This window comes from Psychromonas sp. SA13A, from assembly GCF_011378715.1.
GTDB lineage: Bacteria > Pseudomonadota > Gammaproteobacteria > Enterobacterales > Psychromonadaceae > Psychromonas.
This window is the reverse complement of record NZ_WTKU01000007.1, coordinates 54,673-70,433: the sequence shown is the minus strand read 5'-3', so window position 1 is coordinate 70,433 and position 15,761 is coordinate 54,673. Positions and strand designations below refer to the sequence as shown.

Sequence of the window (15,761 nt, the reverse complement as noted above, 5' to 3'; positions counted from 1 at the left end):
TTTCCTTTTGAGCACATAAAGTGTGCATAATTAGTTTAAAAGTATTTCGAGTTGCTGGCTCTATTGCCCGTTGGGCTGATAAAAAACAATAGCCTATTTGCTTTGTATTACTTGGCACCAAAATAGGTAATGTCATAAATAGCTTCTTTACGTTCACCTGTTGGGGATACATGATCAAAAACGGTCATACTATTTCGGTTAACGACGATATGGTCACTATCTGCCCCTTTTTCCCATGAGATAAAGTAGATACCATCCGCAATCTTAGTGGCTGCTGTAAAAACATCTTTTATATCCTGATTATTTTTACTGACGTAGGTGCGATCACCATCTACTTCGATTTCTATCACGCCATCAGGCGTATCATATTTTATAGAAAGCCCTGTTAGCTCCTTTCTGCCCGCTATATCTTCAGGGAAATTCGATATTTTGGCTGTGAAGGCAAACGGTGGTAGATTCTTCTCAGCGATGTTTTTCTTTAATATTTTGCCAATATCTTTAATAGGGGTAAGTTGTGAATGTGGGAAAACACTTTCCGGGCTGTTTATATTGTAAACATCACCGTGAATCTGCCACAAAGCATCTTTTACTTGGGACTCCGACAAGTGAGCATTTACCCTCATAGTGTTATAATTATGAACGACATTGTCTCCGCTACTCCTGTAGACCAGGAAAAGAAATAAATATTGTCAGCAACCTTTGATATCTGTGGCACAACCTCAGTAGCAACGCCCTGAAAGTATCCTTTTTGACCAAGCCATTTGATTTTATTGTTATAAATAGCTAGGTTAAAATCATCAAAACCATCGTAACCGTAATTGATCACGGCGCCTCTTAATGACTCATAACCAGAGCCGGAAATACTCTTTTCTGGCGTATAGCTAGTCAGCTTATTAGTATCAATAGCTGAGCATGCTGACAATACGAATAGACTTACTGCGATTGTTAATACTCTCTTCATTTTTCAGTTCCTTTTCCTAGAATTTTTATTATTTCTGTCGGCTTTAGGAATCGTTACACAATAACTTGCGCTAAATTGTTTCCAAAAAGCCCCAAATGACTGACTATTTTGAAAACAAAACCGCAAGTAATTTTGAAGCCGATCTTTAATCGTTGATGATCTTGTAAGCAGCCACTTTGCTCTTAAGTAAGAATGGAACAAACAGCGTATCAGTACTGTCATCAACACTAATATCCGCAGTACTAATATCTAACGTGCCTAACAGCGTTCGTTCTTTGTCTGTGATCTGATAAATTTCACCCGCAGGGAAGTGACTGACAACCAGTGAATTATTCAATTCAGTTAGACCATCCAAACCACCAAGCCTGTAACTTGAATTGATCATTTGTAGCGATTTGTCTGCGATATTAATCTTATAGATTGAGCCATACTCTTCAGGCTCAAATTGCTGAGCTAACTTACTCGCCATATTGGCGACAACAAGTGTATTACCTTGTGCCAACAAGCCGTTTGGATGTGGGAGGTTTGTATCTTCCAACCAAACAACTAATTCATTATTGATCAGGGTGTAGATTTTTCCTGCCGCGATATCTCCAACAAATACTTGTCCTTTATCACTAATCGTCAAATCATTTAGCATGACAGCGTCATTTGCCTTTATGCTCTTAGTCATAATGCCGGTTTCGGTGTCAATGATATGGACCTGATTTCTATCTACAACATAGAGATCGCTGCCAAACATGCCCATTCCGGTTGGCATGCCTAATCCATCAATCCATTTCAATTTTTCGATAACCCCCCCTTTAGAAAGCTTGCTGATAAAACCAGGTTCATTACCGTTTACATTAGAAACGTAAATCCATTCATGTTCAGGTGAAACATAAATAGATTCTGGTTGCGAGAACCCTGTTAATTCCCATTGTGGTGCTAATGAGGCGGCTTGAGTCGCGTTAGCAAACAATAAAGACAGACCTATAAAGGCCGATGCAATTGTAGATTTCAATGTTGTTAACTCCGTCAGTATAAATACTTAATCAAGGTGGTCGATTGCATTGGATTATCGCGCGACTCGAAGTAATGATATAGAGGCATATATTCAATTTATTATTGATTATTAAGAAATAATAAATTGGGTATATAGTGATATCATTCGTTTTATGGTTAATTAGTCAACTAATTCAGCGGTTAGTCCGGTGATCGTTTTTTTACCCTTTTAGGAGGAATACATGTCTGTAGAAGCATTAAAAAACTTGCTGCTAAACCTTCACAACCAATCAGCTATCAAGTAGAACCAGATGCAATAATCAACAACGCGGATGTGACCAATAAAAAGCAACGCCCTTTTATAGTCGATAAGGAAGAGTACCCGTTTAAGAGCCACTGGTATGAACGTAATGGTGCATCGATGCATTACGTCGATGAAGGTGAAGGCATTCCCATTGTGCTGACGCACGGCAACCCTAATTGGTCCTTTTTAAATCGCAATATAATCAAAGACATGTCAAAGGAAACTCGGGTCATTGCCTATGATTTACCCGGGTTTGGCTTTTCAGATACCCCTTCTGATTTCGGTTTTACGCCACAAGAGCATTCACAGTGGATTGAATCTCTTATTTTTGAACATCTTAAGTTAGACAAATTCATCATGGTTGTTCAGGACTGGGGTGGACCGACCGGACTAAACGTGGCAACTAATCATCCGGATAACGTACTTGGTGTGGTGATCTCTAATACCTGGGCGTGGAAAGTAGATGGCGGTATTGAAGTGTTTTCCATGTTGTTCAGAACACCGAAGATGGAACAGCGAGTACTGGACGAGAACTTCTTTGTTACTAAGCTAATGCTGGCAAATATCAATGAAGAATCCCGCAGTAATAAAGCCATCGTTGATGCTTACACCATGGCATTCCCAACACCAGAGTCAAGAAGAGCAACCGCTATTTTTCCTCAGCAGATAACCCTTGCGGGAGCATGGCTGGAGAAAATTGAAGCAAGGCTAACAACACTTGCGAATAAACCAGTAGAATTTATTTTTGGCCAAAAGGACTTCAATCATGGCACGCCTGAAGCCATTGCAAAATGGCGCTCTCACTTTCCCAATGCTGGCGTACAACTTGTACCTGACGCCTGCCATTTTGTTCAGGAAGATAGCCCAGAAAACTTTAGTATTGCACTCAGAAAAATGCTAAAAAATGTAATTTAGGAATTGTTACACAATCCTTAAATAATTAACGAAAGAGAAACCTATGACTCACTCGATTATAAAAGACTTAAGCAATCGCTATACAACAAAAAAATACGATGCCAGCAAACGTATTTCAGAGGAAAATATTGAAATAATTAAAGAAGCTATTCGATTGTCGGCTTCATCGATTAATTCACAGCCCTGGAAATTTATTTTAATAGAAAGTGATGAAGCAAAAAATCGTCTCGACGCTACCTTTGCTAATAAGTATCAGCCTAATCGTCACCATGCTAAAGAAGCGTCGCATATTATCCTTTTTGCACATAATCCAAATTACCAGAAAGAGGATTACAAAAAAGTGCTGAATATCAATGTTGCATTAGGTCGCTTAAAAGAAGAAAAGTATGATGCGTCTTTAAATGGCGGGTTTCATTTTGCAGACCTTCTCAGAGACGAACATGGATCTAACGAGAGCTGGACTAAAGCACAAACTTATATCGCGCTGGGTAATGCACTACATGTTATGGCTCGATTAGGTATTGATTCAACACCGATGGAAGGTGTTGATTCAGAACTCATCAGTGAGTTTTTTGCAGATGAATTAAACGGCTACGTCTGCCACGTTGCCTTAGCAATGGGCTATCATTCAGATGCTGAAGATTTCAATTACGGACTGCCAAAATCTCGACTTGCTACCGAAGATGTTTTCACCGTCGTTTAGTTTACTTAGGCGCATTCGATTTAAGTTACTTATCGCTTTCAATACATTAGAATTGAGTTTCAGATTCATTTTTTTAATTAACTAGCGGATATAATATGGATATAGCGACTCGCCTTGACCTGTTCCTAGATATTGTTTATCAGGGTTCCTTTGCTAAAGCCGCTGAGCTCAGGCACATGGATCGAGCGGTCGTCACTAAGCAATTTAAAATATTGGAGGAGACACTAGGCGTCAGGTTGCTCAACCGCACTACTCGTTCTTTATCCCTAACGGATGCCGGACGAGAGATTCTGGAACAAGCTAAAGTTATCCGCAATGAAATCAATAAAACTCAACGCTTGGCGGAGACTTTTCATACTGAACCCAGGGGATTATTACGCATAACCAGCTACGTTTCTTTTGGTCATCCATATCTACAGAACGCCATCAATGTTTTTATGAAAAAATACCCAGAAACCTATATCGAGCTTTCATTAGACGATAGACTAACGGATATTATAGGTGAAAAATTCGATATTGCTTTTCGCTTGAACTCCCCCAAAGACTCTACCAATATAGCGAAGAAACTCGCGCCAACTAAGTTGGTTATTCTCGCCTCTGAAAACTTTATTCAAGAGCACGGTAATCCTCAAACGCTTAAAGAGCTTGTATCCTTACCTGCCATTACCTACTCAAATAGCTCTTTTACTTTTGACAAACTGGAAATGGCAGCTTCAGGTCAGAGTAAAATGGAGAAGTACAGCATAAACGGAAGATTTAAAGCAAACAGTGTGGATTCGCTTATTAGTGCCACACAGGCAGGATTGGGCTATTCAATTGCCGATTTGTCTGTGCTTAAGTCAAACCTTAAAGACCTCGGACTCGTTCCTATACTGCAAAACTACCGGTTTCCAAGTGATTTTGGTGCATTATACGCAGTTTACCCACACAGAAATCAAACGCCATTGGTCAAAAAATTTATCGAAACAGTACAAGATGTGATTGGTACTCCTCCAGTGTGGGAAGACTATGTAGAGAATTATTCTTCTATGTATGTTGAGTGAGGCGAAATAGCCCCCAAGCGTCTTAAACACTTATAAAGATATGCCCCAAATAATTCAGCCACAACATAGCAAACATGAACAGTAATTTATCTTATTAACCTATTAACTTATTAACTTATTAACTTATTAACTTATGATATTGCTGATAAAGACTAGGAGGAATAAAGGCAAAATAAATAATTCTTCTTGCTCTATTCGCTAGTTATTCAAAATATTTAAACCCTAGATTCGCATAATAAATACAATGTCTTAGATTAGATGGTCAACTGTTATAGTTCGCCATTTTATCGCAAAGGAAATTGCTAATAGTTTTTCAAAAGGAGTAGAACATGGTCAAAGAGTGTTGTGTAGGAAGTTACATAGAGGCGAAACAAGCTTATAAAAATGGCGCTGATAGGATAGAGCTATGTGATAACTTGTTAGAAGGAGGAACAACACCAAGTTATGGGACAATAAAAAATGCTGTTTCTAACATATCAATACCTATTAATGTGATTATAAGGCCTAGAGGCGGTAACTTTATATACTCAGATGAAGAACTTGCAATAATGTTAGATGATATAAAAATATGTAAAGACCTGAAGGTGAACGGGATCGTATATGGTGTATTAAATAATGAAAATAAAATAGATGTGGAAAAATTAAAAGTAATAATGGCGGCAGCAAGTGATCTAAAACAAACATTTCATATGGCATTTGATGAGATAGAAAACAAGAAAGAAGCGATAGATCTTTTAGTCTCGTTAAAGGTAGATAGCATACTTACCAAAGGAGGGAAAAATAGCGCTTTAGAAAACCTACAATGTTTACAAAATCTAATTGCCTATGCTCAAGATAAAATCATCATCATTCCGGGTGGTGGTGTAAATAAAGATAACTTAATGCACGTTATAAAAGAGACAGGTGCAAAAGAAGTGCATGGAAGTAAAATAGTATAAGCATAATTGCCACAAGCCTATTTTAAGCTAGTGTAGTTGCTAACCAACTAATGCAAGAGCTCAAAACATGTCAAAAAAGTCCATTGTCTTAGTGCCGGAGTTCTTCCCGCTATCCTAGAATAAAACAGCAACAGGCTTATTTAGATTTGTTACCCATTGCAAGTTCGAAAGCCAAGTAAAAAGCTAAGCCGTAAATGCCCCCATTACGACTTATAAAGCTAAACTGATATGCTAGTTTCCGGTAATTTTCGAGCTTAATATTATTGCCAGTTGAATCACTTTTGAGTTCATAGCACTTCAGATTAATTATACTAATACTTCTAAAAACTGACCAAATTTACAGTTCCATTATAAAGTAAAACTGTTTACTAAAACTGACCAAAGCCAAATGCAAAAATAACAACAAAACCTGTAACAAGTGCTATGGCTGGCTGCCAGTAATTTTTAGATTGGCCTGTTACTGCGTAACTCACAAGCCATAAACCACTACCAATCTTTACAGCTGCAAGCAGAGCCATTACCGGATTGGCAATGAGCTGAATCAAAGCAGGATTAGCAACCAGGGCAAGAGGCACAATATAAAGTCCAACCCCAATACGCATCGCTCTGTTGGCAACAGAGAGCCACGGAGCACCACACATACCTGCTGCAATAAACACAGTTCCACACACTGGCGGAGTTATTGTTGAAAGTAAAGCATACCAAAAAACAAAAAGGTGGGCATATAGAGCGGGAAGACCAAGTTGCTCAAGAGCAGGCCCTGCAACAGATATACAAATAGCATAGGCGGCTGTTGTAGGTACTTCCATTCCAAGTATCAAACAGGCAATAGCGGTAAGACAAAGAGCAATATAAAGGTTACCACCAGAAAACCCTAAAATAGCAGAAGTAACTTTTATTCCAAGGCCTGTCATATTAAGTACACCAATAATAACACCAGCACAAATCACAATAGCAGCTACTGTACTCATCTGCTTAGCAGCACCAAGAAATGCCTGTTCTAAACGAGCAAGAATCGCAGGAAGCTTCGAAACACCTTTTCGATCTGCGATAAGCATAATCGCAGTCATTATAGTCGCAACAGCCGCGCCATACTGAGCGGTATAGTCAGTACAAAAAAGCATGAGTAAGAGCACACCAAAAGGCAAAATGAAGAATATAGCTAGGCGCCCTACCTCACCCCAACGTGGCAACTCTTCTTCAGAAAGACCTTTTAGATTATTACGCTTTGCAAAGTGATCAACACTTACCCAAACACAAAAGAAAAAGAGCAGTGCTGGCAAAATCGCAGCGGCCATAACCTCGCTATAATTAATACGAAGTAGCTCTACCATCATGAAAGCGCCGGCGCCCATAAGAGGAGGCATAATTTGCCCACCCGTAGATGCCACGGCCTCAACTGCTCCTGCAAAAGATGCGGGGTACCCAAGTCGTTTCATCGTTGGCATAGTAAACGCGCCAGTTGATGCAACATTTGCTGAAGCTGAACCCGAAATTGAACCAAAAAATGCCGAAGCTAAAACAGAAACCTTTGCTGGTCCTGCTCTATGTTTACCTGCAATACGAGTTGCAAGGCTCATAAAAGCATTACCCCCTTCTCCAGCACTGACAAACGCACCAAGAATAATAAATACAGCAATCACATTAAGCGATATACCAGTAAGTGGTCCCCAAACTCCACCTTCGGTAAGTACTAATGTTCCCCAAAAGGCATCTGCAGGAATACCAGGGTGACCAAATTCACCGGGTAAATATTGCCCGAAAACACCGTAACTAAGAGCAATGAGCGCGACTAGCGGAAGCGATAGCTTTACGTGGCGACGAGCCATTTCAAGAACAATAAGAACAAGAGCAACACTCCAAATATACTGACCGGTTGTTTCAAGTGAGCCATATTGATCCATTAAATCAACACGATTAAAAGCAACCCACATACAGATGCCAATACCTGTAGAGGCAAGTATCCAGCCTGTTATATTCTGAAATGTACTTTTTTGTCCAACCAAAAAGACCCACGGCAAAGCAAGCGCCAAGTGGATAGGACGTGTAACAAGATTTGGCAGAAGACCAGCAAACACAAGCCAGAGGTGAAAGAAGACGGAGCTTACCGCTAAAGTGAGTAAGATCGAACGGGAGATTTTTTGTTTCATAGACATTGTACTACAACCTAAAAAGGGGAAAAGCTTCTCAACCTTCCCCTGCAAATAACTTTATTTCTGAAGAAAACTACTGAACTGCAACCAAGTGGGCAGGGAGAGTGATACCTTCTTCTTTATAATAACGGATTGCGCCTGGATGAAGTGGTCCTGCAAGCTCACCTAAAAGATCAACTGTTACAGATCCCCACCATGGAGCAACTTTAGCCATACGTTTTTTAGCATCCCAAAAAGCCTTGGTCAGCTGATATGCAGTCTCTTCATCAAGACTCTTCATGGTGTAAGCGCCAACAGGAAGAGAAATTGTTTGGGTATCAGTATCAACGCCAGGATAGGTTCCTGCAGGAATTGTAATTGGAGTCCCTTTAACTTTACCGTAATCTTCTTCAGAAAGACTAAGGAGCTGGATTGGCGTAGAAGACGCGGCCTCAAGCACATTTGGTGCGGGGAAAGATGAAGAAGTCGCAAAACCTTGAACCTGTCGATTCTTAAGTGCAGAGACAGCGCCACTCACTTCAACATCAATCGCATTAACCTTACCTTCAAGGCCAAGAACTTTGAAAAGTTCGATAGTTTGACGAGCCGAAAAGTTACCACGACCTACAATAAAATCTTTACCATCAAGTTCTTGAAAGTTTGCAATTTTAGAGTCTTCTCGAACAACCCAGTGCATTACAAGCGATGGAATTGGATATAAAGCACGGATATCTTGATACGCTTGCTTAGCCTTTTTAAATGGCTTTACACCACCTCGCGCTTTAACGATAAGAGATGGAGGAGTGGTAAATACATAGTTTGCACGATTTTTACCCGCTTCTTTTACGTTTTGTACAGAACCTTGGCTCTCCTCAACGGTGAGGATCATATTACTATCTGAGGCATACTTCACACCCTCTGCAACCTGAACGGCCATTTGATAATATGAAGTGGTTGATTTGGCACTTTTATATGTTACACGGGTCTCAGCGATGGCAGTATTGGCCATGGAAAGACTTAAGGTAGCAATAACAACTAGGGCTCGTTTTAACATGTATTCTCTCTCTTTTTCTAAAGCTTACGCGCTTATTACAAAGGATTTTCTGATTTAACTAAGCGACTATAAAAGATCAAACAGGGATCGGCTAGCGAAAAACACAATTGTTCTATGTTTATGAGGTACGAAATTCTTTTCACCGTTTTATAGACGCCAACGCCAGTCAAAGACTTTACTTTCAACAGGCGCAAGTGTTGTGGTTGAATTAGCTAGACACTTCAAAATTGTGGCTAATATTAGTTGGGCACTACCTCCCTAAATCTTGTAATAAATGAAATATTCATAATTATTTACAAGGTCTATTCATCAAGTGCATTAGTAACCATAATTTAATACTCCCTCTGTCATTTGTGACACTTGATACGCAAACTAATTATTCATAAATTCAATTTGTAATACTCTTTTGTATGAAAACAAATACCCCATGAAAACAGTCAAGTAAATACTTGACTAATTTAGTCAACTTTCTATATCATGCCCTCCTTAAAGAATAACTTTATCGGAGCTCTTATGCGTTTAACAACAAAAGGCCGTTATGCAGTAACTGCAATGCTTGATCTTGCATTAAACCCTAAACAAGGGCCAATGTCTTTAGCCGAAATTTCGAGTCGACAAGGTATCTCTTTATCTTATCTTGAGCAGTTATTCTCTAAACTTCGCAGGAAGTCTTTAGTGAAAAGTGTAAGAGGGCCTGGTGGTGGTTATCAATTAGGCCGAGCAAGTGAAGAGATTTTTGTTGCGCAAATAATGGATGCTGTTAATGAAGTAATTGATGCAACTGGATGTAAAAAAACAGCAAACTGTCAAAATGGTATTACTTGCCTAACCCATTATTTATGGTGTGACTTAAGCGATCAGATCCATGAATTTTTGAGTCAAATCAGTTTAGGTGATTTAATGGACCAAAATAACGTGCAACAAGATATAGACGAAAAGTTATTAAAAATATTGAAGTTTTAATTGATACACATATTAAATACAATATACACGACTACTAGTGTCGTTCCCCCCTATTTAAAAGTGAGTTTTATATGACAGTGCAAGTAGAAATTAATGAAGCACTAGGAAGAGAATACGAAGCTGGTTTTATTTCTGATATTGAATCAGAAACGTTTGAACCGGGTTTGGATGAAAGTGTTATCGAGCGTATTTCTAAAATGAAAAATGAACCAGAATGGATGCTGGAATGGCGTTTAGGTGCATTTAGAGAATGGTTAAAAATGGAAGAACCAGATTGGGCACTGGTTGATTACCCTAAAATTGATTTCCAAGCGATTGCCTACTATTCCGCGCCTAAAAGTATGAAGGACAAACCTAAATCTTTAGATGAGGTTGATCCTGAATTAATACGTACTTATGAAAAACTAGGTATCCCGCTTATAGAGCAACAAATGTTAGCGGGTATTGCGGTTGATGCTGTATTCGACTCTGTTTCTGTTGTGACTACTTTTCGTGAAAAGTTATATGAAGCAGGCGTTATTTTCTGTCCTATATCAGAGGCGATTGTTGAATACCCAGAACTTGTGAAAAAATATCTTGGTAGTGTTGTTGGTCGTAAAGATAACTACTACTCAGCATTAAACTGTGCTGTTTTTACTGATGGTTCTTTTGTGTATATTCCTAAAGGTGTACGCTGCCCAATGGAATTATCAACTTACTTCCGTATCAATGAACAGAACACAGGTCAGTTTGAACGTACTCTCATTATTGCTGATGAAGGCAGCCATGTTAGTTACCTTGAAGGTTGTACTGCACCACAACGTGATGAAAACCAATTACATGCAGCCGTTGTTGAATTAATTGCAATGGATAACGCTGAGATTAAATACTCAACAGTACAAAATTGGTATCCGGGTGATGAAAATGGCAAAGGTGGTATTTACAACTTCGTAACTAAACGTGGTATATGCCATACCAGTGCAAAAATATCTTGGACACAAGTTGAAACTGGTTCAGCTGTTACTTGGAAATATCCGAGTTGTATTTTAAAAGGTGATAACAGTGTTGGAGAGTTTTACTCTGTTGCACTTACTCGTGGCCGCCAACAAGCCGATACCGGTACTAAAATGATTCACATAGGCAAAAATACCAAGTCTACGATCATTACCAAAGGTATTTCTGCTGGTCGCAGTAACAATAGTTATCGAGGCCTCGTTAAAATGATGGCGAGTGCTGATGGTGCGCGTAACTTCACTGAATGTGATTCATTATTAATTGGTGACAAATGTGGTGCACATACTTTCCCTTATATAGAAAGTCGCAACCCTTCTGCCATTGTTGAACATGAAGCAACCACATCAAAAGTAAGTGACGAACAACTGTTCTTATGTCGTCAACGCGGACTTGATCCTGAAAAAGCGGTTTCTATGATTGTGAACGGTTTCTGTAAAGAAGTATTTAAAGAGCTGCCAATGGAATTTGCCGTTGAAGCAAGTAAATTATTAGAAATTAGCCTTGAAGGCTCTGTAGGTTAAGGAATTATTAAAATGTCGAACACTAAAAGTTTATTAACAATAAAAGATTTATATGCGGGTATAGAAGAAAAACAAATCATTAAAGGTTTTAATTTAGATATTAAGCCAGGTGAAGTTCACGCAATTATGGGCCCGAACGGCGCTGGAAAAAGTACGATGGGTTATGTCCTATCGGGTCGTGACGGTTATGAAGTTGAAAGTGGCAGTGTAACATTCAACGGTCAAAATTTACTTGAAATGGAAATAGAAGAACGTGCCAATGCAGGCCTATTTTTAGCTTTCCAATACCCTGTAGAAATCCCAGGTGTTAGTAATTTAGAATTTTTAAAAGCATCTGTTGATGCAGTACGTGCAGCAAACGGAGAAGAAGCAATAAGCTCTTCTGAGTTATTGAAGCAAGCAAAAGCGGCTTGTAAGCAAGTTGATTTACCATTGGCCTTTTTAAAGCGTGGTGTAAACGAAGGTTTTTCTGGTGGTGAAAAGAAACGTAATGAATTAATGCAGATGTTATTGCTGAAACCAAAACTATGTATTCTTGATGAGACCGATTCAGGATTAGATATTGATGCTTTGCAATTAGTAGCTAAAGGTGTAAATAGCCAGCGTTCAGAAGATCGTAGTTTTATCATTGTTACCCATTACCAACGTTTACTTGATTATATTAAGCCTGATTTTGTACATGTTCTAGCCGATGGAAAAATAGTAAAAAGTGGTGATGCTTCCCTTGCTCTAGAGTTAGAATCTCAAGGTTATGCTTGGTTAGAGAATGGTAATGTTGAAGCTAAGATTGAGGGGTAACTCATGAGCGAATGGTTAGAAAGTGCCATCAGTAGAGGGCACCAAATAGATGATTGGCTGGCTCCTAAACGGACTCAGGCCATTGACTTATTATCAACAACACCATGGCCAACACGTAAAACAGAAGCATGGCGTTACACGTCGCTAAGAGCAGTTCAAAACTCAAAAGCACATGAAATTGAAACTAAAACAAATTTATTACCTGAGCATATTACAAATTTATCAGCGATAGAATTAGTATTCGTAAATGGTAAGTTAGATAAACAACAATTACCTGATGTTTTACCAAAAGGTCTATCAATTTCTCTAGGATCTGATTTAAATAAAGAGCAGCAATCGCAAGCTTTAGCTAACTTTTCAGACATCAAACCTAAACGTCACTTATTTGGTTTAGTAAATGATGCATTAGCGCAAGATGTAGTGATTGTGAACGTTGAAGATGGATTTAATATTAAGCAGCCACTACGCATTAGTTCGCTATTGAGTTTAGGTGCTGAATCTCATACACGGGTACAAGTGACATTGGGTAAAGAATCTCACTTAGCTGTTATTGAAGACGTACAAGCTGAAGGTGATAGCCTATGTACTGCATTTGTTGAATATCAAGTCTCTGCAAAAGCGCATTTAGAGCATTATCGTTTCGCGCTTCAAACGGGCAGTAATGTCGCGGTTGGTGGTTGTCATTTCAATTTGTTAGATCATTCTTCTATGCACAGTACAATTGTTGCTTTTGGTAGTGATTTATCTCGTTTAGATACTGACATTATTCATTCCGGTGAGTTCGTTGATGCAAAATTGAATGCTATTTATCTACTCGATGGCAATGAATTATTTGATCTTCACGCAACCGTTGAGCATGCGATGCCAAATGGTACAACAGAAGAGAATGTTCGTTGTATTGTTGCTGGTCGTTCTAAAGCGGTATTTAATGGGCGAATTCACATACACCGTGATGCACAAAAAACATTAGCTGAATTGAATAATCGTAATTTGTTGATGACTAATACGGCTGAAATTAACACAAAACCTGAATTAGAAATTTATGCGGATGATGTCCGTTGTGCACATGGTGCAACGTCTGCTCAGGTTGATAAGCAAGCTTTGTATTACTTACAAACTCGCGGTATTGATCGTGCTAAAGCAAGTGTCATGTTAAATTTTGGTTTCATTAATGAGTTGATTGATTTAATGCCAAACACAGTATTGTCAGAATGGATACGTCCTATTATTCGTAATCGATTTTCAGCAATGGAAGTGAAGTGAGGATTTAATGAGTTTTGATGTCGTTGCGATTCGAGAACAATTTCCAATTTTAAGCCGTAGTGTAAATGGAAAGCCTTTAATCTATTTAGATAATGCAGCAACCACACAAAAGCCACAATGTGTGATTGATGCGTTGGTTGATTATTATTCCAACAGTAATTCAAATGTTCATCGTGGCGCTCATTTTCTTGCAGATGAAGCAACACAGCACTTTGAACAAGCTCGAGATACTATCCAGAAGTTTATTAACGCTCCGAAGCGTGAAGAAGTTATTTGGACAACGGGCACAACAGAAAGCATTAATATTGTTGCCAACGGTTTAAGCTCTTTGTTGTCATCGGGTGATGAAGTGATTGCTACTGGAATGGATCATCATGCCAACTTAGTCACTTGGCAAGAAGCATGTAGAAAATCAGGCGCAACATTAAAGATCATTCCTGTGACAGATGCAGGTGAATTAGATCAAGATGTGTTCGATAGTTTACTATCAGAGAAAACCAAGTTTGTTGCTTTTCCACATGTTTCAAATGCTCTAGGTACCATTAACCCTGTTAAGTCTATGACGGCTAAAGCAAAGCGTTTTAATGCTTGGGTATTAGTGGACGGTGCACAAGGCGCTGCCCATGGTTGGGCTGATGTACAAGAAATTGGCTGTGATTTTTATGTTTTTTCAGGACATAAAGTTTATGGGCCGATGGGAACGGGCATACTTTGGGGCCGCGCTTCTCTTCTTGAAAACTGGCCTGTATGGCGCACCGGTGGAGAGATGATTTCTACGGTAACGCTTCAAAAATCAACATGGAACGTACTGCCTTATCGTTTTGAAGCAGGAACGCCCAATGTAGGGGCTGCCATCGCGTTTGGTAAAGCGGTTGAGTGGTTTGCTGATTTAGATCATAAAGCCGTTATAGAACATGAAATGGCTTTATTAGCCTACGCGACAAAACTAGCCAACGAGTTTGAAGGGTTAACTATTATAGGTAATGCCCAACATAAAATATCGGTATTAAGTTTTGTTCTCGATGTTGGCCACCCTGCTGACATTGGATTTTTATTAGATAAACAAGGGATTGCTATTCGTACTGGCGATCATTGTGCACAGCCCTTAATGGCAAGGTTTAATGTGCCAGGGACAGCACGTGTTTCCTTTGCTCTCTATAATACATTCGACGAAATTGATGCATTATTTACCGCACTAAAAAAAGTAAAAGTAATGTTATCTTAGGAGTTTAAAATGACAGTATCAGTATTCGACCCTAGTGCAATCGTCTCTTTAACAGATTCGGCACAAAAATATTTTTCTGAAAAAGTGGCAAAAAAACCAGATCACTTCATTCGCTTAAGTACTAAAGTGAGTGGCTGTACTGGATTCGCCTACGTATTAGATATCACTGATAGCCCTTTAGAAAATGACACTATTGTTAACTTTGATAATATCAATTTTGCAGTCGCTTCTGAATCGATGGCGATGCTTTCAGGCATTGAAATTGACTTAGTCAAAGAAGGTGTTAATCAGGTAGTTAAATATAATAATCCAAATGTTGCAGCTGAATGTGGCTGTGGCGAAAGCTTTAATGTGAGTTAAGTAATGCAACAAAAAATGGTAGTAACACAGCGTGCTTGTGCTGCACGTAGAGTCCCAACAGGCGAACCTTCAATTATCCCTGAAGGTGAGTTTATTTCAATTAATCAGAGTCTTGGTGGTAATTATACGGTTACATGGATGGGCAACATGTTGCGTATAGATGGTACCGATGCGTCCGCTATTGGCCAGAAGTCAGAAGTATTAGATTTTGAAGACCACGGTAGAGGCGACATTGATGATAGCCAAGTATGGCAAGCATTAGATGGTATTTATGATCCAGAGATCCCGATCAGCTTAGTATCATTAGGTTTAATCTATAAAGTCACTGTAGATCAAGAAAATAAAAAGGTATTAATCGACATGACGTTAACTGCACCAGGATGTGGTATGGGTCCAGTCCTAGTCAGCGATGTTAAATATCGTGTTGCTAAAGTACCTAATGTAGAAACAGTTGAAGTTGAGCTACTGTTTGATCCTCCTTGGTCAAGAGAAATGATGAGTGAAGAAGCACAATTAGAATCAGGGCTTTTCTTCTAATGACTTTCGTCAATTCAGATAATAAAATATAATACAAAATCGTATTTAACTATGCTATTTCGCTAGT

At 39.0% G+C, this 15,761-nt stretch carries 16 protein-coding genes; 11 read left to right on the top strand and 5 right to left on the bottom strand.

The window, feature by feature from the left end; translation table 11 throughout:
- Positions 1 to 107: 107 nt before the first annotated feature.
- From GQR44_RS08600 to GQR44_RS08590, 3 genes are all read right to left on the bottom strand, one after another.
- Positions 108 to 605, bottom strand: coding sequence for a hypothetical protein (locus GQR44_RS08600; protein WP_166371292.1), 498 nt, complete (start codon positions 603 to 605; stop codon positions 108 to 110).
- Positions 606 to 619: 14 nt separating this feature from the next.
- Positions 620 to 961, bottom strand: coding sequence for a lipoprotein (locus GQR44_RS08595; protein WP_166371290.1), 342 nt, complete (start codon positions 959 to 961; stop codon positions 620 to 622).
- A 145-nt stretch (positions 962 to 1,106) separates the two neighbouring features.
- Complete coding sequence (locus tag GQR44_RS08590; protein ID WP_166371288.1) at positions 1,107 to 1,964, bottom strand: hypothetical protein; 858 nt, start codon at positions 1,962 to 1,964, stop codon at positions 1,107 to 1,109.
- A 402-nt stretch (positions 1,965 to 2,366) separates the two neighbouring features.
- Here GQR44_RS08590 and GQR44_RS08585 point away from each other — a divergent pair, with 402 nt between their 5' ends.
- From GQR44_RS08585 to GQR44_RS08570, 4 genes are all read left to right on the top strand, one after another.
- Entirely contained in the window at positions 2,367 to 3,164 is a 798-nt protein-coding gene (locus tag GQR44_RS08585; protein WP_166371286.1) for an alpha/beta fold hydrolase, read from the top strand.
- 43 nt (positions 3,165 to 3,207) lie between these two features.
- Positions 3,208 to 3,867 carry a nitroreductase family protein gene (locus GQR44_RS08580; protein ID WP_166371284.1) on the top strand — a complete coding sequence of 220 codons (660 nt, stop codon included), beginning with the start codon at positions 3,208 to 3,210 and terminating at the stop codon, positions 3,865 to 3,867.
- A 95-nt stretch (positions 3,868 to 3,962) separates the two neighbouring features.
- Positions 3,963 to 4,910, top strand: a complete 948-nt coding sequence (locus GQR44_RS08575) for a LysR family transcriptional regulator (RefSeq protein ID WP_166371281.1) — start codon at positions 3,963 to 3,965, stop codon at positions 4,908 to 4,910.
- 329 nt (positions 4,911 to 5,239) lie between these two features.
- Positions 5,240 to 5,848, top strand: coding sequence for a copper homeostasis protein CutC (locus tag GQR44_RS08570; protein WP_166371279.1), 609 nt, complete (start codon positions 5,240 to 5,242; stop codon positions 5,846 to 5,848).
- 368 nt (positions 5,849 to 6,216) lie between these two features.
- Here the strand turns inward: GQR44_RS08570 and GQR44_RS08565 are convergent, their stop codons facing one another.
- Both GQR44_RS08565 and GQR44_RS08560 read right to left on the bottom strand, forming a co-directional pair.
- On the bottom strand, positions 6,217 to 7,998 hold the full coding sequence (locus GQR44_RS08565) for a TRAP transporter fused permease subunit (RefSeq protein WP_166371458.1): 1,782 nt from the start codon (positions 7,996 to 7,998) through the stop codon (positions 6,217 to 6,219).
- Between the two features lie 76 nt (positions 7,999 to 8,074).
- Complete coding sequence (locus GQR44_RS08560) at positions 8,075 to 9,034, bottom strand: TAXI family TRAP transporter solute-binding subunit (protein ID WP_166371277.1); 960 nt, start codon at positions 9,032 to 9,034, stop codon at positions 8,075 to 8,077.
- Positions 9,035 to 9,547: 513 nt separating this feature from the next.
- Between GQR44_RS08560 and iscR the strand changes: the two genes are divergently transcribed.
- The 7 genes from iscR (at position 9,548) to sufT (ending at position 15,694) form a co-directional block, all read left to right on the top strand.
- A complete protein-coding gene (iscR, locus tag GQR44_RS08555) occupies positions 9,548 to 9,997 on the top strand; it encodes a Fe-S cluster assembly transcriptional regulator IscR (protein ID WP_166371275.1) in 450 nt (149 codons plus the stop codon).
- Between the two features lie 77 nt (positions 9,998 to 10,074).
- Positions 10,075 to 11,511: a Fe-S cluster assembly protein SufB gene (gene sufB, locus GQR44_RS08550; RefSeq protein ID WP_346774337.1), complete on the top strand. Its 1,437-nt coding sequence runs from the start codon at positions 10,075 to 10,077 to the stop codon at positions 11,509 to 11,511.
- Between the two features lie 12 nt (positions 11,512 to 11,523).
- Complete coding sequence (sufC, locus tag GQR44_RS08545; protein WP_166371271.1) at positions 11,524 to 12,309, top strand: Fe-S cluster assembly ATPase SufC; 786 nt, start codon at positions 11,524 to 11,526, stop codon at positions 12,307 to 12,309.
- A gap of 3 nt (positions 12,310 to 12,312) precedes the next feature.
- Positions 12,313 to 13,572, top strand: a complete 1,260-nt coding sequence (locus tag GQR44_RS08540; protein WP_166371269.1) for a SufD family Fe-S cluster assembly protein — start codon at positions 12,313 to 12,315, stop codon at positions 13,570 to 13,572.
- 7 nt (positions 13,573 to 13,579) lie between these two features.
- Complete coding sequence (locus tag GQR44_RS08535; RefSeq protein WP_166371267.1) at positions 13,580 to 14,797, top strand: SufS family cysteine desulfurase; 1,218 nt, start codon at positions 13,580 to 13,582, stop codon at positions 14,795 to 14,797.
- 9 nt (positions 14,798 to 14,806) lie between these two features.
- Positions 14,807 to 15,157: an iron-sulfur cluster assembly accessory protein gene (locus GQR44_RS08530; protein ID WP_166371265.1), complete on the top strand. Its 351-nt coding sequence runs from the start codon at positions 14,807 to 14,809 to the stop codon at positions 15,155 to 15,157.
- 3 nt (positions 15,158 to 15,160) lie between these two features.
- Positions 15,161 to 15,694 (top strand): putative Fe-S cluster assembly protein SufT, encoded by a 534-nt coding sequence (gene sufT, locus GQR44_RS08525; RefSeq protein ID WP_166371263.1) that lies wholly within the window; start codon positions 15,161 to 15,163, stop codon positions 15,692 to 15,694.
- Positions 15,695 to 15,761 lie beyond the last annotated feature (67 nt).